This is a genomic window from Bacillus sp. NH11B (assembly GCF_001884205.1).
Lineage (GTDB): Bacteria > Bacillota > Bacilli > Bacillales > Bacillaceae_G > Bacillus_A > Bacillus_A proteolyticus.
The window spans coordinates 40,622-58,003 of the sequence record NZ_MAOG01000109.1 but is presented as its reverse complement, the minus strand read 5'-3'; the positions used below and the strand labels follow the sequence as shown (position 1 = coordinate 58,003).

The 17,382-nt window shown below is 35.7% G+C and carries 21 protein-coding genes; 15 read left to right on the top strand and 6 right to left on the bottom strand.

Going from position 1 to position 17,382, the window contains the following annotated elements:
• Window positions 1-651, bottom strand: coding sequence for a GTP pyrophosphokinase (locus BAU27_RS19630; RefSeq protein ID WP_000456231.1), 651 nt, complete (start codon window positions 649-651; stop codon window positions 1-3).
• A 305-nt stretch (window positions 652-956) separates the two neighbouring features.
• On the opposite strand from BAU27_RS19630, the gene BAU27_RS19625 reads away from it, so the two are divergent.
• Window positions 957-2,453, top strand: a complete 1,497-nt coding sequence (locus BAU27_RS19625; RefSeq protein WP_071771693.1) for a YcdB/YcdC domain-containing protein — start codon at window positions 957-959, stop codon at window positions 2,451-2,453.
• An 88-nt stretch (window positions 2,454-2,541) separates the two neighbouring features.
• Here BAU27_RS19625 and BAU27_RS19620 read toward each other — a convergent pair whose 3' ends face one another.
• Entirely contained in the window at window positions 2,542-3,210 is a 669-nt protein-coding gene (locus BAU27_RS19620) for a hypothetical protein (RefSeq protein WP_071771692.1), read from the bottom strand.
• 187 nt (window positions 3,211-3,397) lie between these two features.
• Between BAU27_RS19620 and sigK the strand changes: the two genes are divergently transcribed.
• Window positions 3,398-4,111 carry an RNA polymerase sporulation sigma factor SigK gene (gene sigK, locus BAU27_RS19615; protein WP_000051382.1) on the top strand — a complete coding sequence of 238 codons (714 nt, stop codon included), beginning with the start codon at window positions 3,398-3,400 and terminating at the stop codon, window positions 4,109-4,111.
• Window positions 4,112-4,401: 290 nt separating this feature from the next.
• On the top strand, window positions 4,402-5,190 hold the full coding sequence (locus tag BAU27_RS19610; protein ID WP_071747392.1) for a phosphatidylserine decarboxylase: 789 nt from the start codon (window positions 4,402-4,404) through the stop codon (window positions 5,188-5,190).
• Window positions 5,191-5,342: 152 nt separating this feature from the next.
• On the opposite strand, the gene sda is transcribed toward BAU27_RS19610, so the two are convergent.
• Window positions 5,343-5,498, bottom strand: coding sequence for a sporulation histidine kinase inhibitor Sda (gene sda, locus BAU27_RS19605; RefSeq protein ID WP_000850094.1), 156 nt, complete (start codon window positions 5,496-5,498; stop codon window positions 5,343-5,345).
• A 246-nt stretch (window positions 5,499-5,744) separates the two neighbouring features.
• Here sda and BAU27_RS19600 point away from each other — a divergent pair, with 246 nt between their 5' ends.
• The 8 genes from BAU27_RS19600 to BAU27_RS19565 all read left to right on the top strand — a co-directional run bounded on the left by BAU27_RS19600 (window position 5,745) and on the right by BAU27_RS19565 (window position 10,877).
• Window positions 5,745-6,257: a YqeG family HAD IIIA-type phosphatase gene (locus BAU27_RS19600; RefSeq protein WP_000765303.1), complete on the top strand. Its 513-nt coding sequence runs from the start codon at window positions 5,745-5,747 to the stop codon at window positions 6,255-6,257.
• 3 nt (window positions 6,258-6,260) lie between these two features.
• Window positions 6,261-7,367: a ribosome biogenesis GTPase YqeH gene (yqeH, locus tag BAU27_RS19595; RefSeq protein WP_071771691.1), complete on the top strand. Its 1,107-nt coding sequence runs from the start codon at window positions 6,261-6,263 to the stop codon at window positions 7,365-7,367.
• 15 nt (window positions 7,368-7,382) lie between these two features.
• Window positions 7,383-8,216 carry a shikimate dehydrogenase gene (aroE, locus tag BAU27_RS19590; protein WP_071747390.1) on the top strand — a complete coding sequence of 278 codons (834 nt, stop codon included), beginning with the start codon at window positions 7,383-7,385 and terminating at the stop codon, window positions 8,214-8,216.
• A 4-nt stretch (window positions 8,217-8,220) separates the two neighbouring features.
• Window positions 8,221-8,514 carry a ribosome assembly RNA-binding protein YhbY gene (gene yhbY / locus BAU27_RS19585; RefSeq protein WP_000955223.1) on the top strand — a complete coding sequence of 98 codons (294 nt, stop codon included), beginning with the start codon at window positions 8,221-8,223 and terminating at the stop codon, window positions 8,512-8,514.
• Between the two features lie 135 nt (window positions 8,515-8,649).
• Complete coding sequence (locus BAU27_RS19580) at window positions 8,650-9,219, top strand: nicotinate-nucleotide adenylyltransferase (protein ID WP_001226028.1); 570 nt, start codon at window positions 8,650-8,652, stop codon at window positions 9,217-9,219.
• Entirely contained in the window at window positions 9,209-9,778 is a 570-nt protein-coding gene (yqeK, locus tag BAU27_RS19575) for a bis(5'-nucleosyl)-tetraphosphatase (symmetrical) YqeK (protein WP_071747388.1), read from the top strand. Before BAU27_RS19580 ends, yqeK begins: the two co-directional genes overlap by 11 nt.
• Entirely contained in the window at window positions 9,775-10,131 is a 357-nt protein-coding gene (rsfS, locus tag BAU27_RS19570) for a ribosome silencing factor (protein ID WP_000653209.1), read from the top strand. The genes yqeK and rsfS overlap by 4 nt, the downstream gene beginning before the upstream one ends.
• Window positions 10,128-10,877, top strand: coding sequence for a class I SAM-dependent methyltransferase (locus tag BAU27_RS19565; RefSeq protein ID WP_071747387.1), 750 nt, complete (start codon window positions 10,128-10,130; stop codon window positions 10,875-10,877). Before rsfS ends, BAU27_RS19565 begins: the two co-directional genes overlap by 4 nt.
• 171 nt (window positions 10,878-11,048) lie before the next feature.
• On the opposite strand, the gene comER is transcribed toward BAU27_RS19565, so the two are convergent.
• Window positions 11,049-11,876, bottom strand: a complete 828-nt coding sequence (comER, locus tag BAU27_RS19560; RefSeq protein WP_071747386.1) for a late competence protein ComER — start codon at window positions 11,874-11,876, stop codon at window positions 11,049-11,051.
• A 77-nt stretch (window positions 11,877-11,953) separates the two neighbouring features.
• Here comER and BAU27_RS19555 point away from each other — a divergent pair, with 77 nt between their 5' ends.
• The 3 genes from BAU27_RS19555 to BAU27_RS19545 all read left to right on the top strand — a co-directional run bounded on the left by BAU27_RS19555 (window position 11,954) and on the right by BAU27_RS19545 (window position 15,509).
• Window positions 11,954-12,553 (top strand): helix-hairpin-helix domain-containing protein, encoded by a 600-nt coding sequence (locus BAU27_RS19555; RefSeq protein WP_071747385.1) that lies wholly within the window; start codon window positions 11,954-11,956, stop codon window positions 12,551-12,553.
• 62 nt (window positions 12,554-12,615) lie between these two features.
• On the top strand, window positions 12,616-13,173 hold the full coding sequence (locus BAU27_RS19550; RefSeq protein ID WP_071747384.1) for a ComE operon protein 2: 558 nt from the start codon (window positions 12,616-12,618) through the stop codon (window positions 13,171-13,173).
• A gap of 14 nt (window positions 13,174-13,187) precedes the next feature.
• Window positions 13,188-15,509: a DNA internalization-related competence protein ComEC/Rec2 gene (locus BAU27_RS19545; protein ID WP_071771690.1), complete on the top strand. Its 2,322-nt coding sequence runs from the start codon at window positions 13,188-13,190 to the stop codon at window positions 15,507-15,509.
• Window positions 15,510-15,538: 29 nt separating this feature from the next.
• Here BAU27_RS19545 and BAU27_RS19540 read toward each other — a convergent pair whose 3' ends face one another.
• A complete protein-coding gene (locus tag BAU27_RS19540; protein WP_001058627.1) occupies window positions 15,539-15,673 on the bottom strand; it encodes a YqzM family protein in 135 nt (44 codons plus the stop codon).
• Window positions 15,674-16,018: 345 nt separating this feature from the next.
• Between BAU27_RS19540 and holA the strand changes: the two genes are divergently transcribed.
• Window positions 16,019-17,029: a DNA polymerase III subunit delta gene (gene holA / locus BAU27_RS19535; RefSeq protein ID WP_071771689.1), complete on the top strand. Its 1,011-nt coding sequence runs from the start codon at window positions 16,019-16,021 to the stop codon at window positions 17,027-17,029.
• A gap of 83 nt (window positions 17,030-17,112) precedes the next feature.
• Here the strand turns inward: holA and rpsT are convergent, their stop codons facing one another.
• Window positions 17,113-17,370 (bottom strand): 30S ribosomal protein S20, encoded by a 258-nt coding sequence (gene rpsT, locus BAU27_RS19530; protein ID WP_001274011.1) that lies wholly within the window; start codon window positions 17,368-17,370, stop codon window positions 17,113-17,115.
• Between the last annotated feature and the right edge of the window lie 12 nt (window positions 17,371-17,382).

Genomic DNA, 17,382 nt, shown 5'->3' with positions numbered 1-17,382 from the left:
TTAAAGTGGTAATAAAATTTGATTTGAACATGCTTCAATATCATCAATATCTTGACGGATGGTCGCCATTTTATTATCGAGATCTTCAGCTTTCATAGCCGCATCATGTAGTTCATCTCTCAAATAATCAGGTATGTTTCCTTCATATTTGTAGTAAAGTTTATGTTCTAAACTTGCCCAAAAGTCCATGGCAAGTGTACGTAATTGAATTTCTGCAAAGACATCTTTCGTACCAGAATTTAGTGACAATGGATATTTTATTATCATGTGTAAACTTTTATAGCCATTTCCTTTTGGATTAGCAATATAATCTTTTACTTCTACAATTTCCATGTCTCCACGATTTTCAATAACCTCTTTTAAATGGTAAATATCTTCTACAAAGCAACATGTAATACGGATGCCAATAATATCTTGTAATTGTGTTTGAGCATTTTCAACTGTTGGTGATAAGTTTTTACGCTCAAGCTTTCTAATGATACTTTCGGGTTGTTTAAGTCTTGTTTTTATATGTTCAAACGGGTTGTAGTCTTCTAAAAATTGAGCTTCCCGGTTCATAATTTCAAATTTAGTTTTTAACTCTTCTAAAGCGAATGTATAAGGTAATACAAAAGCTTTCCAGTAGTTAACTGTTGATTGGTTATATTCCATTTATATACACACCTTTTCTTATTTACAAGTGAAGTTGTTATTATACTAAACACCAAATCATGTAGGCGCAAGCAGCAAATGATGAAATCATAAAGCGATATTTAGTTTTCATATTTTCAACTCCTTTCAAATGAAATTTTATATATTAATAAACGCAGTTGTTAGTAAGTTCACTATGTACAATTCCAATAGTAATAGATTCATGTGAAATTCGTATGAACTAATTGTTTCAGTTTTTTGTCTTTTTGTTAATGAGTTTTGGTTTTGTTTGTTATAATTACCTTAAATTGTAATAAGGGGAAGGTATAATGAATCAAAAAGATAAAGAAAGAAAAGAGCAAGTGGCTCATATTATTAACATTCCAGATGATTATAGGCTTGTTGTAGATGATCAAGAAGGTGTGGATGACCCATATCATCTATTATGGTGGGAGCATAAAGAGGATGAGGAGAGAACGGTACAAATTACGTTGAATAGACATACTGGTAGTTTAATTGAATTTAGGATAGAGGATGACAATTCTTTTTCGAGCGGTAAGGAAGCGATAGAGGAGAATAAAGCAAGAGAAATTGCAAATGTATTTATAAAGAAATATGTGAAAGAAAGATTAGAAAGTTATACATATGTGAAGGTCAAGGACGACAGGCGTGGCTGGAAAGAAATAAATTATATGCAAGAAGTGAATGGGTATCCATTGCCGAATACGGGGTGTGTTGTGCGTGTTCATCCTTCAGGTAATGTTGTGAATTTCCATTATAATGGACAAAAAGCGATAGAGAAAAAACCGTTATGGCCAAGTGAAATTGTTGAGGAGAATATCGTTTTAGAAAATTTGAAAGCTAGACAAGATATGAGACTTGTATTTGTAGATTTAACATACTCCTCATGTAAATATGAAAATGGGGAAGAAGTAAAAGGGTACCATCTTGTATATGAACCAGAGCCTAGTCATGCGTTTATTGATGCAAGTACAGGTAAAGATTTATATGGGCCAGGCCATTATAAATTACCTTCTACCGTACTTATTGATAAACCGCTAAAGAGTAGTCCAAAAAAAGATGTGCTTGATTTATTTGATTGGGACAAGGAGAAATTTGTAAAATTAGATGGAAAAGTAGATGAGGATGAAGTCCGGATAAAATTTGTATTAAAAGAAGAATTACAAAAAGAAATAGAAGAGAAGGATCCATATTCAATGGATGAGTTCTATAAAAAACACGTTCCAATGCTGAAGCATGATGAATTTGTTGTAATTACTCTAGATAAAGAAACAAATCAATTGCTTTCTTTTTTTATGTGGAAGGATGAGAAAAAAAGAAGAACAATCTTATCAAGAGAGCAATGTTTAAGCAAAGCACTTCAATTTTTAGAGCATACTATCCCAGATGCGACAAAGTATATTCAGCTTTGGGATGATTATGAAGAGGAAGAGGGGATAGAGAGGTTTTCCTTTTCAATGTATGTAAATGACATTCATGTAGAGCAGAAATATATTATGATCAACATCAATGCAGAAAATGGTGCAGTGATGCACTACTCTGGAGAGTCTAGCAAATTTATAAAAGAATTACTTACATATGAAACAACACCAAAAGTAACAAAAGAAAACGCGTTACAAATATATATAGATGCCATCCGAGTCAAATTAAAATGGCATATAGATGTTGATGCAGAGGAAACGAAATACGAACTACTGTATAAGCAAACGACGGATGAAAATCATAAAGCCCCCTTCGACTGTATTCGAGAAATTCGTTATATTGATGCGCATACTGGGGAGAAAATTTGGAGTGAATATTAGTAAAAGCCAATCGATATATTTCGATTGGCTTTACTATGTTCATAGAATAATGTATCACGCATAAAGTGGCAGTAAAAGTTCCACTTTATTAATTGCCGTTAAGTGCTTGAAGAACACCATCTTGAGCTTTCGACCACTCATATAAATTCCCATCTGATCCTACTGCGAAATTTACAGCACGTTGATGTTCACCGTCACCACGTGTGTATAAAACGTCATATAGCTTAATACCATTTACTGTGCCGATTAGTTGGTCTTCCCCAGAGCCGTAATGAATTTCAGCTGATCGAGCTCCCATTCTTTTTTCGAGAACTCTCACAGCATCTTCACTTGTGAATTTAATAGTATCAGTTTGTTTAGTTGGTTGTTTAGCTGGTTGTTGATCTTTCTGTGTGTTTTTAGATTCTGTTTCAGTTTTTGTATTGTTTTTAGCTGTTTCGTTATTTTCGGTTTTTTTGTTGTTTTCAGTAGTTGTGTTGTTCTCAGTTTTTGCGTTGTTCTCGGTTTTTGCGTTGTTCTCGGTTTTTACGTTGTTCTCGGTTTTTACGTTGTTCTCGGTTTTTGCGTTGTTCTCAGTTCCCGCATTGTCTTCAGCTTTTTGGTTATCTTCCGTTTTTGTGCTGTCTGTTGATGCTGCAGTATCTTGTTTAGTAGTTTCAGTTTTTGTGGGCGAAGTTTGTTGTCCGCAAGCTGACAGTAAGAAAAAAGATAGTGTGAGTACTACAAGGTTTCTTATTTGTGAAGTAAAGTATCGCATGAAAACACCTCTTTCAAAATTTTGGAACTTAAAATATTGTAATACATTGGAAAAAATATTCAAGGTATGAAAGGCTTATTTCGTTCGACAAAAAGCTAAGGATTCCATATTTATGTCGTACAGACACAAACAACCCTACGCCCACATACACATAATAAAGACCACTATTTTGGCGGAGGTGAAAGGTTTGAGTCTATTCGCCGCAATTGGATATATGGTTCGAGAGGTGTTTGTCTTTGTTTCTTATGTGAAGAATAATGCGTTCCCGCAGCCGTTATCATCAGATGATGAGAGAAAGTACTTAGAGTTAATGGAGCAAGGTGATGCTCAAGCGAGAAATCTTTTAATTGAACATAATTTACGGCTTGTAGCTCATATCGTTAAGAAATTTGAAAACACCGGTGAAGATGCAGAAGATTTAATTTCAATTGGTACAATTGGGCTCATTAAAGCGATCGAGAGTTATTCTGCAGGGAAAGGAACTAAGCTTGCGACGTATGCAGCACGCTGTATCGAAAATGAAATTTTGATGCATTTACGTGTGCTAAAGAAGACGAAAAAAGATGTTTCACTTCATGATCCAATCGGGCAAGATAAAGAGGGGAATGAAATATCGCTTATTGATATATTAAAATCAGAGTCTGAAGATGTAATTGATATGATTCAGCTTAGTATGGAGTTAGAAAAGATTAAAGAGTATATAGATATTTTAGACGAACGAGAAAAGGAAGTTATCGTGAAGCGTTTTGGACTTGGGCTTGATAAGGAAAAAACGCAGCGGGAGATTGCTAAGGCACTTGGTATTTCCAGAAGCTACGTATCAAGAATTGAAAAGCGCGCTTTAATGAAAATGTTCCATGAATTTGTAAGGGCAGAGAAAGAGAAGAAAGCGAAAGAATAGAGTATAGGAAAGGCAACCGTATTTCAAAAGCGGCTGCCTTTTCTTCTGTAAAAAGGAAAGAAAACGAGCTACTCTAAGAAGAAATACATGTTCACTGTTGAAAATGGCGGGTTCTATCTGTAATATTAGAAGGTGCTAAACAATTTAAGAATAAAAATTATACTTAGTTTTCTTCATGTATAACGAGACGGCTCCATGCTATATGTGGGAATAAGAACCAATTCTACATATGATATAGAGAGAAAAAAAGGAGAAACTAAAGTTATAGACTGGTTAGGAGGTTTCGTAATTTGCGACGTACATTATATCGACTTATGATCGAACTTACAAATGGTCGTTTTACTTCTTATATATTACGTAAATTTGCACAATCGCGTTTGAGCTCTATCATTATTCCATCGTATGCGAAAGTTTTTCAAATTAATCAAGATGAGATGGAAAAGGGTTTGAAGGAATATCAAACATTGCATGATTTATTTACGCGTAGGCTAAAAGAAGGAAAGCGTAGTATTGATGCAGATGCATCGAGTATCGTTAGTCCTGTTGATGGTGTTTTTGCTGATCAAGGTCCTATTGAGGATACAAAAACATTCGATATAAAAGGAAAGCGTTATTCAATTGTGGATATGCTAGGTAATGAAGAGCGTGCAAAGCGATATGCAGGCGGTACATACATGGTAATTTATTTGAGTCCAAGTCATTATCATCGTATTCATAGTCCGCTCTCTGGATCTGTCACTGAAAGATTTGTACTTGGCAGAAAATCATATCCGGTAAATGCAGCGGGTATGGAGTATGGAAAAGAACCATTGTCAAAAAATTATCGCTCTGTTACAGAAGTAAATAGTGAAGGTGAACATATGGCGCTTGTAAAAGTAGGTGCTATGTTTGTTAATAGTATTGAGCTCCTTCATGAAAGAAGTACTGTTCAAAAAGGTGAAGAGATGGCATACTTTACATTTGGTTCAACAGTTGTTTTATTATTTGAAAAAGATATGATTGAAGCAGTGCAGGAATTGACAAGTGGACAAGAGCTGCGTCTGGGTGAAAAAATTGCAACACGATTATCTCATAAGTAAAGAAAAGATTTTATAATATACTTATGAAGCTCTAATCAAGAAATATGGACAAAGATGCTTAATGAAGAAATCCCCTAGATGGGAGTACTTGTTTATTCGAGAGCCATCGCAGGATGGCTCTTTTTACAGGTCAACCAGCAATCTATATGTACTCAAGAAGATTTGACGAGCTTGTCCTCTAACGAGCGTCGAATAATTTCTTGTTTTATAAGTAAAATGAAGTCGGGATTTAATTTTAGTTCTTTTGCTTTATAATAAGACTCAGTGAGTAACTCAGTAGATAACTGTTCCATATGTTTTGTTTTCAAGGTGAGTCACCTCCTAATAATATAAGGATTGATTCGTTGTTGCATTTAATGTACCAAAAAAATATGACAGTCACAAACAAGAGGTTATCCACATACCTCAGTGGATAAAATGTGTATAGATTGTTAGTAAATTCTAAATTAACTGAAAAATTAATGTGGAAAGTGTGTACAAGTTTATCCACAGGTTATCTATCGAAAAATGTTGTCGAAAAATTTTATGAAAAATCCTCAAAGAGGTGAAAGAAATTGAAGTTATTTTTACCAAATGAATATGTGAAAAATGTATATCATGTTCAACCAGAAGATTTGAAAAAGCGTGGAATTAAAGGAGTTATCACTGATTTAGATAACACTTTGATTGAATGGGATCGTCCAAACGCAACACCACAGCTTGAAGAGTGGTTTTTGAAAATGAAAGAAAATGATATTCAAGTAACGGTCGTTTCAAATAATAACGAGCAACGCGTTAAAGACTTCGCTGACCCATTAGGTATTCCGTTTATTCATAGCGCGCGTAAACCGTTTGTTCGTGCCTTTAAGCGCGCAATAAACGAAATGCACCTGCAACCAGATGAAGTTGTAGTAATTGGAGATCAGTTACTAACGGATGTGCTCGGTGGGAATCGTGTGGGACTTCATACAATTTTAGTTGTACCAGTAGCGCAAACAGACGGATTGGTAACACGCTTTAATCGAAAAATTGAACGAAGAATTATGAGAAACATGAAGAAAAAAGGCTTAATTAATTGGGAGGAATAAAGTTTGACTGAAACAATTAAATGTATTGGTTGCGGTGTAGAAATTCAAACAGAAAATAAAAATGAAGTAGGATACGCTCCTGCATCATCTTTAGAAAAGGAACAAGTAATTTGCCAACGCTGTTTTCGATTGAAACATTATAACGAAATTCAAGATGTATCTTTAACAGATGATGATTTCCTTCGTATTTTGAACGGAATTGGACAATCAGACGCATTAGTGGTTAAAATCGTAGATATTTTCGATTTCAATGGTAGCTGGTTACCAGGCTTACATCGTTTTGTAGGGAATAATAAAGTGTTACTTGTTGGGAATAAGGCTGACTTAATTCCAAAGTCAGTTAAGCATGATAAAGTAAAACATTGGATGCGCTATAGTGCAAAGCAACTTGGTTTAAAACCAGAAGATGTCTTTTTAATCAGTGCAGCTAAAGGGCAAGGAATCACTGAACTTGCGGATGCAATTGAGTATTACCGCGAAGGTAAAGATGTTTATGTTGTTGGATGTACGAATGTTGGTAAATCAACATTTATTAATCGTATGATTAAAGAGTTTAGTGATGAGACTGAGAATGTAATTACAACATCACATTTCCCAGGAACAACACTTGATTTAATTGATATTCCATTAGACGAAGAATCTTCTTTATTTGATACGCCAGGGATTATTAACCATCATCAAATGGCACATTATGTTGGGAAACAAAGCTTAAAGCTTATTACACCGACTACAGAAGTTAAGCCAATGGTATTCCAATTAAATGAAGAACAAACATTATTCTTTGGTGGATTAGCACGATTTGATTATGTAAGTGGGGGCCGCCGTGCATTCACTTGTCATTTCTCAAACCGTTTAACAATCCATCGTACAAAGCTTGAGAAGGCTGATGAATTGTACGAAAGACACGCTGGAGAATTATTGAATCCACCGACACCAGAAGAATTAGAAAATATGCCTGAGTTTGTGAAATATGAATTTAATATTCGTGAGCCAAAAACAGACGTTGTATTCTCTGGATTAGGATGGGTTACTGTGAATGAATCAGGAGCAAAAATTGTTGCTCATGTACCAAAAGGAGTAAGTGTTTCATTGCGTAAATCTTTAATTTAATATGGAGAGGGATTTATGAAACAATTATATGGTGTAATCGGAAATCCAATTGGACATTCATTATCACCCATTATGCATAACGATGCATTTGAACACTTGAATATGGATGCCCATTATCATGCGTTTCTTGTAGAAGAAGAAGCGCTAGGGGAAGCAGTAAAAGGTTTGAAAGCATTAGGTATTTCCGGATTTAATGTCACGACTCCGCATAAAGTTGCGATTATGGAGTACTTGGATGAGATTGCCCCGCTTGCAAGGCAAATCGGTGCGGTAAATACAGTAGTTCATCGAGATGGAAAATTGATTGGGTATAATACGGATGGAATTGGTTTTGTTCGTGCCTTACAGTCAATTAGTAAAGAGCCGCTTCAAGAGAAACGTATTTTATTGCTCGGTGCAGGCGGTGCTAGTCGAGCTATTTATTTCTCACTTGCAGATGTAGGTGTGACAGCAATTGATATTGCTAATCGTACGAGAGATAAGGCGGAGAATCTTGTCGCTGGATGTTTGGAAAATGTTAATTCACATGCTCTATCGCTAGAACACGCAGCAAAAGCTCAAGGGGAATATGATATTATCATTCAAACAACAACGATAGGTATGCATCCGCATGTTGAGCATACGCCGCTCGAAATTCGTTCATTGAAAAAAGGAGCGATTGTTTCTGATATTATTTATAATCCATTTGAAACAAAAATTTTAGGCGATGCGAAAGAACAAGGTGCAATAATTCAAAATGGAATCGATATGTTCGTTTATCAAGGTGCACTTGCATTTGAAATGTGGACAGGTTGTGTGCCGAATATTGATAGAATGAAACAATTAGTAATGAGAGAGCTTGGAGGCTAATTATATGTTAACAGGAAAACAAAAAAGATTTTTACGTGCAAAGGCACATCATTTAACACCGATTTTTCAAGTTGGAAAAGGTGGCGTAAATGAAAATATGGTGAAACAAATTGGAGAAGCATTAGAAGTTCGTGAACTATTTAAAGTGAGTGTACTACAAAACTGTGAATTTGATCGTCGTGAAGTTGCAGAAGAACTTGCACAAGGTGCGCGAGCTGAAATCGTTCAAGTAATCGGAAGCACAATTGTTTTATACAAAGAATCTAGAGAAAATAAGCAAATTAAGCTTCCACGATAAAAGGTATACGTGAGTTATTTCGTAATAGGCGCTTGATATGTAGAAAGTGAAACCAATTGAACTTTTATTAACAGTAGACTCTCTTCGAATATTTATGAGGAGAGTTGCTGTATGTAAAAGGAAGGAGCGTTTCTTTTGAGAAAAATTGGTATTATTGGTGGCACGTTTGATCCACCTCATAATGGGCATTTGTTAATTGCAAATGAAGTGTATCATGCTTTAGGGTTGGAAGAGGTATGGTTTTTACCGAATCAAATTCCACCGCACAAGCAAGGACGTAACATTACGAGTGTGAAAAGTCGATTAAACATGTTGCAAATAGCGACTGAGGAAGAAGCATACTTTTCAATTTGTTTAGAAGAGCTAGACAGAGAAGGCCCATCTTATACGTACGATACTATGGTACAATTAACGGAGAAGTATCCGGATGTGCAGTTTCACTTTATTATTGGCGGAGACATGGTTGAGTATTTGCCGAAGTGGTATAACATTGAAAAGTTACTTAAACTTGTGACTTTCGTTGGAGTTGCAAGACCAGGTTATACATTACATACGCCTTATGATATCGTAAAAGTGGAAATTCCGGAGTTTGCAGTTTCTTCTTCTTTGTTACGTGAGAGATATATGACGAAGAAAACGTGCAAATATTTACTCCCCGAAAAAGTACAGGTATATATCGAGAGGAATGGGTTGTATGAATCGTGAGGAAGCACTTAGCATTGTCAAACAACAAATGCATGAAAAACGTTATATACACACGGTTGGTGTAATGGAAACAGCGATTGAACTTGCTCGGTCATATGGTGTAGATGAGAAGAAGGCAGAGACGGCTGCTATATTTCACGATTATGCAAAATGTAGAGCGATTCCAGAAATGGAAGAGATTATTAAGAGAGAAGCTTTGCCGAAGGATTTGTTGCACTATAACAAAGAGTTATGGCATGCACCTGTTGGGGCATACTTAGTAGAAAAAGAAGTAGGTATTACTGATCCTGAAATTCTACAAGCCATTACATATCATACAAGTGGTCATGAAAAAATGACAATGTTAGATAAAGTTATTTATGTAGCGGATTACATTGAACCAGGACGTAAGTTTCCTGGTGTGGAAGAAGCGAGGGAACTCGCATATAAAGATATAAATCAAGCTTTACTGTTTGCTTTAAAGCGAACAATTCAATTTTTAATGGAAAAAGATCAAACGATTTATCCATTAACATTCCAAACATACAATGCAGTTATCAAGGAGGAAATTAATAAATGAAAGATAAAGAGTTATTAGTATTAGCGGCAAAAGCAGCTGATGATAAGAGAGCAGAAGATATGGTTGTACTAAATATGCAAGGTATTTCACCGATTGCAGACTATTTTATTATTTGTCACGGAAATTCAGACAAGCAAGTGCAAGCAATTGCACGTGAAATTAAAGCGAAGGCACATGAGTTCGAAATTAACGTACAACGTATGGAAGGCTTTGATGAAGCGCGTTGGGTTTTAGTAGATCTTGGTGATGTGGTTGCTCATGTATTCCATAAAGACGAGCGTAATCACTATAATTTAGAGCGTCTATGGGGCGATGTGCCGCGTGAAGATATTGCAGATGAGCTAGATCAATGAAATACGAACAATTTGCTTTGCTGTATGACGAACTGATGAATGATGTCCCTTATGATAAATGGGTGGAATTCACAGAGGAAAGTTTGCAACAGGCATCTATGAAAGAGGCAAAAATTCTTGACGTAGCATGTGGAACGGGTAACGTAACACTTCCGCTTGTGCGAAAAGGTTATGATTTAATTGGTGTAGATCTATCTGAAGAAATGTTAACTGTTGCACAGCAGAAATTGGGGGGAGAAGGTTACTTTATTCCTTTTTACCAACAGGACATGAGAGAGCTTGATGTTCCTGGTGAATTTGATTGTGTGACAATCTTTTGTGACTCATTAAATTATGTATTGCAAGAAGATGGAGTACAAGAAACATTTAGAAGAGTTTTCCACCATTTACGTCAAGATGGCTTGTTTTTATTCGATGTACACTCTTTATATAAAATACATCATGTATTTCAAAATGAAACGTACACAGTGAATGGCGAAGAAATATCACTTATTTGGAACTGCTTCCCTGGAGAAGAATCAGATAGTGTGGAACATGATTTAACATTCTTTGTTCAAGATCCAGAAGAAGATGTGTATCATCGTTTTGACGAATGTCACGTGCAACGTGCATATCAGGTTGAAGAGCTAACGAAATGGCTTGAAGAAGCTGGTTTTACAGTGCTTCGCGTGACTGGTGACTTTGAGCGACTTGAAGTTACAGAACAAACAGAGCGTATTTTCTTCATGGCGAAGAAAAATAGATAAAACAAAAGCAACCGCTAAGGTTGCTTTTGTTTTATAGAAAAGATGTAGTTTTAGTTCTAGAAAAATAAAGAGATGATATGTGTAAAGTGTAAAAATGCTAGTTTTAGTGAAAATGTAGCATGAAAAAGATAAGTATTAATTAAAGGATTTGGAATTACGATGGAGTATTTATTATGTGTGTTTATTGAATTGCTGCTCAACGCATTTTAAATCTTCATCAAATTTCTCATGTGTCCGTTCGATTAATTTATGAAACATATCCCCAACATGTTCTTCTAAAACACGAATACCTTCTCCTGTAACGCCGCCTTTGACACATACCTTTTCTTGTAAAGTAGGTAATGTGAAAATTTCTTTTTCAAGTAACTTCCCCATTCCAATGACCATTTCACTTACTAAAGTAGTGGCTTCTTCATGTGTAATGTTTGTTTTATCTACAGCAGCGTTAATAAAACATTGTAATAAATAACTAAAAAAAGCAGGGCCACAGCTTGCTATATCAGATGAAACGCGCGTTATATCTTCTTCTATAACAAGGGGAGTAGAAATGTTTTTGAATAGATGAAGTAGTTTTTGTTTCCATTCTTCAGAGCAGTTATTTCCAAATGTAAATAGTGATGCGCCAGATAAAGCACGGTTTGTAATACTTGGAATGATTCGTGCGATATGGCAAGGTATAAGCGTTTCTAATTGTGATGGAGATATTGGGCTTGTAATAGAAACTAAGCACTTTTCATCTGAAAAATGTTCAGCGTATTTTTGTAGGATAGGGTATATATCTATCGGTTTTACGCAAATGAAAATAAGCTGGGAGTGTTCGATTACCTCTTGGATTGTTTTGGCTATATGAACAGAAGGGTATTTTTCCTTTATATGATATGCTTTGGCAGGCGTCCGATTAATAATAGTAAGGCACGAAGGTTTGACAGCACGGGTTTCTAAAAATGCATCGATTAGTATATTCCCCATGTTCCCTGTCCCTATAATTCCTATGTTCAATGTTTCATCCCTCCTTCGTAACGGCTTTCTCCTAAACAATATGAATGATGTTATGAATTTATGATTAGAGGTGTAAAATGATGTGGGATTTTCCAAAGAAATGGTTGGGATTAGTGGTTATTATTGGAACTGTAATTTTTCTTCTTTTCTGGAAAACGAACCAGCATGCAGAGCAAACAATTATGACAACAGATGTCAAAATGAAAGAGGTGGAGAAAAAAGGGAAGCCGAAAGAGTTGGGCACAAAGGAGCAGAAAAAAACCATTGTAATTGATGTAAAAGGAGCTGTTTTTAAAGAGGGTGTGTATGAAATGAAGGAAGGGGAGCGGGTGAAGGATGCGGTTGAAAAAGCAGGTGGTTTTTTACCGGATGCAGAGGTAAAGAAAGTGAATTTGGCACAAGTTGTACAAGATCAAATGCTTCTTTATATTCCGAGCAAAAATGAACCAGTGCAAGAGGGAGCTGCTTCTTCAAAAAAAGAGGGGAAAGTACAAATAAATACAGCTTCTAAAGAACAACTTGAAAAAATAACAGGTATTGGTTCCCGGAAAGCGGAAAGTATTTTGAAATATCGAGAAGAACACGGACCGTTTCAGAAAATAGAAGATTTATTGGAGATTGACGGGATTGGAACGAAGTCACTTGAGAAAATAAAAGATCAAATAATTATTCCGTAAAAGATTGACGAAGTTTTTCTTTTTTCGCTACACTACAAGTAGACAAAAAAGTAGGTGAAGATATGGAACGAATTTCATGGGATCAATATTTTATGACGCAAAGCCATTTATTATCTTTGCGTAGTACATGCACAAGGCTTGCGGTAGGAGCGACAATCGTTCGTGATAAACGAATTATTGCTGGCGGATATAACGGTTCAATTAAAGGTGGTGTGCATTGTATAGACGATGGTTGCTATGTCATTGATAATCATTGTGTTCGTACAATTCATGCTGAAATGAATGCTTTATTGCAATGTGCGAAGTTTGGTGTGAAAACAGAGGAATCGGAAATATATGTTACGCATTTCCCTTGTTTGCAATGTTGCAAAGCGATTATTCAAAGTGGTATTACAGCAGTTTATTATGCACAGGATTATAAAAACCATCCGTATGCCATAGAGTTGTTTGAACAAGCAAATGTGACAGTGAAACACGTTCCGCTAGAATATGATATTGCCTCGCTAGAGGAGCAAGAGCGTCATTTGCAGTTAAAAGAACTATTCTCATCTTTCGAAAAAGATAGTTTGTCAATGGAAGAATTACAGCATGTATTCACTAAAGTAAAAATGATGCTATAAGGAGTGGATATGAGTTGCAGGGACAATGGGGCTATGTTGCAATCTCGTTTATAATGGGGATTGCAATTGCCTTTTCCTCGTCGTATTTGTTGACTGCTTGTTGTTTCGTTGGTTATGTTTTATTTTATTTGTATCGTACTTCTCATATAACCTTCACCATTTGTATGTTAGCGTGTTTTAGTGGCGCTATGTATACCGAATATGTTCAAAGTCAAAATAAGCCTCTAGGAGAGTCCTACGAAGTTACACGAGGTGTTATACAAAATACACCTTTTATTAATGGGAATCGCCTTTCTTTTCAAATTAAAGATCAAAATGAGAATATAGTGCAGTTGAACTATAAAATTCAATCTGCATCAGAAAAGGAGCAATTGCGCCAATTATTTGCAGGAATAGCATGTACATTTAAAGGGGAGAAGCAAGAACCGCAAACTGCCAGAAATTTTCATGCTTTTGATTATCGTGATTATTTATACCAGCAAAAAATACATTTTATATTCAATGTGATAGATATTTCTGAATGTCATAAAACATCGTTGTCTCTCGTGCAGTGGATTTTCTTTTTTAGGCAACAAGTAATCTCGAAAGTTACAGAAATATTTCCGGAACAGTCAGGTGCTTTTATGAACGCATTATTATTTGGAGATCGACAACAAATGTCGTTTGAAGTAGAAGAACAATATCAACAATTTGGTCTTATACATCTGTTGGCAATTTCAGGTTCGCATATCGTACTGCTGATAGTTATAATGTATTTTGTTTTACTAAGAAGTGGTGTAACGAAGGAGAGAGCAACAGTATGTCTTATAGTTTGTATTCCTCTGTATATGATTATAGCAGGTGCATCACCGTCTGTCGTAAGGGCTTCTATAACAGGAGTATTGTTACTAGTAGCTTTCATATGTTCTGTTCGCTTATCTAGCTTAGATGCATTAAGTATAACGGCTATATGTATGCTTATATACGATCCGTATCTTATTTTCAATATTGGATTCCAGTTTTCATTTGTAGGTAGCTTTGCCTTACTGTTATCTGCCCCGATATTACTAGCGCGTAGTAACGGAGCAATCCGAAATGCGATTTATATTTCTGTTGTTTCACAGCTCGTTAGCACCCCGATTTTGCTATATCATTTTGGTTATTTTTCTCCTTATAGTATTTTCCTCAATCTTTTGTATGTTCCGTTTCTATCTATTCTTGTATTACCCTGTAGCATTGTTATCCTTCTATGTACGCCAATCATTCCATTTCTTGCGAAAGGAATTGCATATGTATTATCGATATGTTTAACCGTTTCTAATAATTTATTAAGCTACTGTGAAAATTTCCCGTTTATCCGCCTTACTTTCGGCCAAACACCCTTAATTCTTGTGATTATATATTGTTTTAGCATTATTAGCATATTGGTGTTTTGGGAAAAGAGAATATCCCAAAGGATTTTTTTCATGGTTGTAGGCGTATTTCTTTTTATTTGTACGTGTCATTATGTATCACCATATTTTCGCGAAAGTGGGAGTGTTACATTTCTTGATGTTGGACAGGGAGATGCGATATTAATTCGTCTCCCGTACGATAAAGGGGTTTATCTTATTGATACAGGTGGAGCGCTTCATATCAAGAAGGAGGCGTGGCAAGAAAAAAAGCATGAATTTTCTGTTGGACATGATATTCTTATTCCTTTTTTACAAAAGGAAGGTATTAAAACAATTGATAAATTAATTGTAACGCATGGAGATGCGGATCATATAGGTGCTGCACAGGATTTATTATCATCTATTACTATAAAAGAAGTTGTATTTGGGAGAAAAGACCAAGATGCTGTATTAGAAAAAGCGTTAAAGAAACAAGCGTTAGCAAAGAGAGTGAAGGTAAGTGTAGTAGGAGAGGGTGAGAGCTGGAGAGTAAATGAAGCAGAATTTTTTGTGTTAGCTCCAAAAGGAAAAGAAAAAGGAGAAAATGATTCTTCGGTTGTAATATGGGCGAAATTAGGAGGGTTAACATGGTTATTCACGGGTGACCTAGAAGAAGAAGGTGAACGGCTTGTAGTATCAACATATCCGGAGTTGCGGGCTGACATTTTGAAGGTTGCGCATCATGGGAGTAAAACGTCATCTACCGAACCTTTTTTGAGCCTTGTGCAGCCGAGTGTAGCGATTATTTCAGCTGGAGAGCGCAATAGGTATGGGCACCCGCATAAGGAAGTTATAGAGGGTTTTAAGAAGGATGGTATTGAAATATGGCGCACAGATAAGCAAGGTGCCATTTCTTATGTTTTTAAAGGGGAAAAAGGAACCTTTCGCAGTAAAATCACATATGATGAAACACATAATAGATAAAAAAGAAGACTGCCATTAAGCGGCAGCCTTTAAGAACCGATAAATTTAATAACAGTTGCAATGATGAAAAGTGTTGCGAAAAAACCAAATGAGACGATAAATCCTACCCCTGAATCAATAGCGTCATTGCGTTTACTTTGAACGTTTTGTTCAAAATTATTCATTTAGAATCCCTCCCCAACATTCCACTTTAGTATAAAATATTGTCAGAAAAAAATCTACAATTTATAAATGGAGAAAAAAGAGCATATATACTCTTTTTTGTTAGCTAAGTAACAAGAGTTTTTTGTTTCCAAGCATGTTAACAGTTGGCACTTATACTTGGATTACTATTGTAAATAATAAAGGGAAGGTGATTACCGCACACCAATAAGAAATCCGGGGCTTATTGCGTGGCGTTTTATATAAATAAAGGGACGGGTTATAAAGCCTGTTCCTTTGTACTTGTAAAACAAAAGCTAGGGCATTAGTATAAATATATATTGCCAAGTTAGGGAGTAGGAAAAAGTATGAGTGATATACATAAGAAAATTAAAAAGAAACAGTTTGCTCCGTTGTATTTACTGTATGGAACGGAAGCGTATTTTATAAATGAAACGATAAAACTGATTACAACGGAAGCACTCGAAGAGGAAGATCGAGAGTTTAATGTTGTGACATATGATTTGGAAGAAGCGTATTTAGAAGACGTGGTTGAGGATGCACGTACCCTTCCATTCTTTGGAGATCGTAAAGTTATATTAATAAAATCACCATTATTTTTAACGGCACAAAAAGAAAAATTAGAACAAAATATAAAAATTTTAGAAGAATATATCGGAGAACCTTCTCCTTTTTCTATTCTTGTTTTCGTTGCGCCTTATGAAAAATTAGATGAACGAAAAAAAATTACGAAACTATTAAAGAAAACAGCGGATATAGTAGAAGCGAATGCGATGCAAGTGCAAGATGTCCAGAAGTGGGTTGTTTCTCGTGCGGAAGAGGCGCATGTATATATTGATAACACGGCTGTTAGTTTGTTATTAGAGCTTGTGGGAAGTAATGTCACAATGTTAGCGAAGGAAATGGACAAGCTAACGTTATATGTCGGTATGGGCGGGGAAATTACATCGAAACTTGTGGCGGAACTTGTACCAAAATCCGTTGAGCAAAATGTGTTTGCTTTGACAGAAAAAGTAGTAAAAAAAGATATCGCAGGTGCGATGCAAATTTTGGATGGATTATTCACACAACAGGAAGAACCAATTAAGTTACTCGCATTGTTAGTAAGTCAATTCCGTTTGCTGAATCAAGTAAAGGAGTTACAACAGCGCGGTTATGGACAAAATCAAATTGCTTCCCATATTGGTGTACATCCGTATCGTGTAAAGTTGGCGATGAATCAAACGAAATTTTTCTCTTTTGAAGAATTAAAAAGAGTTATTTTAGAATTAGCGGAAGCTGATTACAGTATGAAGACTGGAAAAATGGATAAGAAACTTGTGCTCGAGTTTTTCCTAATGCGGTTAAATCATCTGTAATGATACAAAAAAGTTCATGTACTTGTTACATGAACTTTTTTGTATATAAAAAAACGATCCGAATGGATCGTTTTTTAAACGCCTTACGCGTTTACTTGTTTCGCTAAGCGAGATTTTTGACGAGCTGCAGCGTTTTGGTGGATAAGACCTTTACGAGCTGCTTTGTCAAGTTTTTTAGAAGCAGTTTTGAAAGCTTCTTTAGCATTTTCAAGATCGTTATTAGTAACTAAAGCTTCTACAGTTTTAACAGCAGAACGCATGTCAGACTTGATAGAAGCGTTATGTGCACGACGCTCTTCGCTAAGTTTAGCGCGTTTGATAGCAGATTTGATGTTTGCCATACTTTTCACCTC

Bases quoted from the DNA above. Each gene is read 5' to 3' on its own strand.
- yqeK (WP_071747388.1), top strand. From the start codon at position 9,209: ATGAATCGTGAGGAAGCACTTAGCATTGTCAAACAACAAATGCATGAA.
- BAU27_RS19540 (WP_001058627.1), bottom strand. From the start codon at position 15,673: ATGAATAATTTTGAACAAAACGTTCAAAGTAAACGCAATGACGCTATT.
- holA (WP_071771689.1), top strand. From the start codon at position 16,019: ATGAGTGATATACATAAGAAAATTAAAAAGAAACAGTTTGCTCCGTTG.
- aroE (WP_071747390.1), top strand. From the start codon at position 7,383: ATGAAACAATTATATGGTGTAATCGGAAATCCAATTGGACATTCATTA.
- BAU27_RS19630 (WP_000456231.1), bottom strand. From the start codon at position 651: ATGGAATATAACCAATCAACAGTTAACTACTGGAAAGCTTTTGTATTA.
- BAU27_RS19555 (WP_071747385.1), top strand. From the start codon at position 11,954: ATGATGTGGGATTTTCCAAAGAAATGGTTGGGATTAGTGGTTATTATT.
- rsfS (WP_000653209.1), top strand. From the start codon at position 9,775: ATGAAAGATAAAGAGTTATTAGTATTAGCGGCAAAAGCAGCTGATGAT.
- BAU27_RS19565 (WP_071747387.1), top strand. From the start codon at position 10,128: ATGAAATACGAACAATTTGCTTTGCTGTATGACGAACTGATGAATGAT.
- BAU27_RS19620 (WP_071771692.1), bottom strand. From the start codon at position 3,210: ATGCGATACTTTACTTCACAAATAAGAAACCTTGTAGTACTCACACTA.
- yhbY (WP_000955223.1), top strand. From the start codon at position 8,221: ATGTTAACAGGAAAACAAAAAAGATTTTTACGTGCAAAGGCACATCAT.
- BAU27_RS19550 (WP_071747384.1), top strand. From the start codon at position 12,616: ATGGAACGAATTTCATGGGATCAATATTTTATGACGCAAAGCCATTTA.
- rpsT (WP_001274011.1), bottom strand. From the start codon at position 17,370: ATGGCAAACATCAAATCTGCTATCAAACGCGCTAAACTTAGCGAAGAG.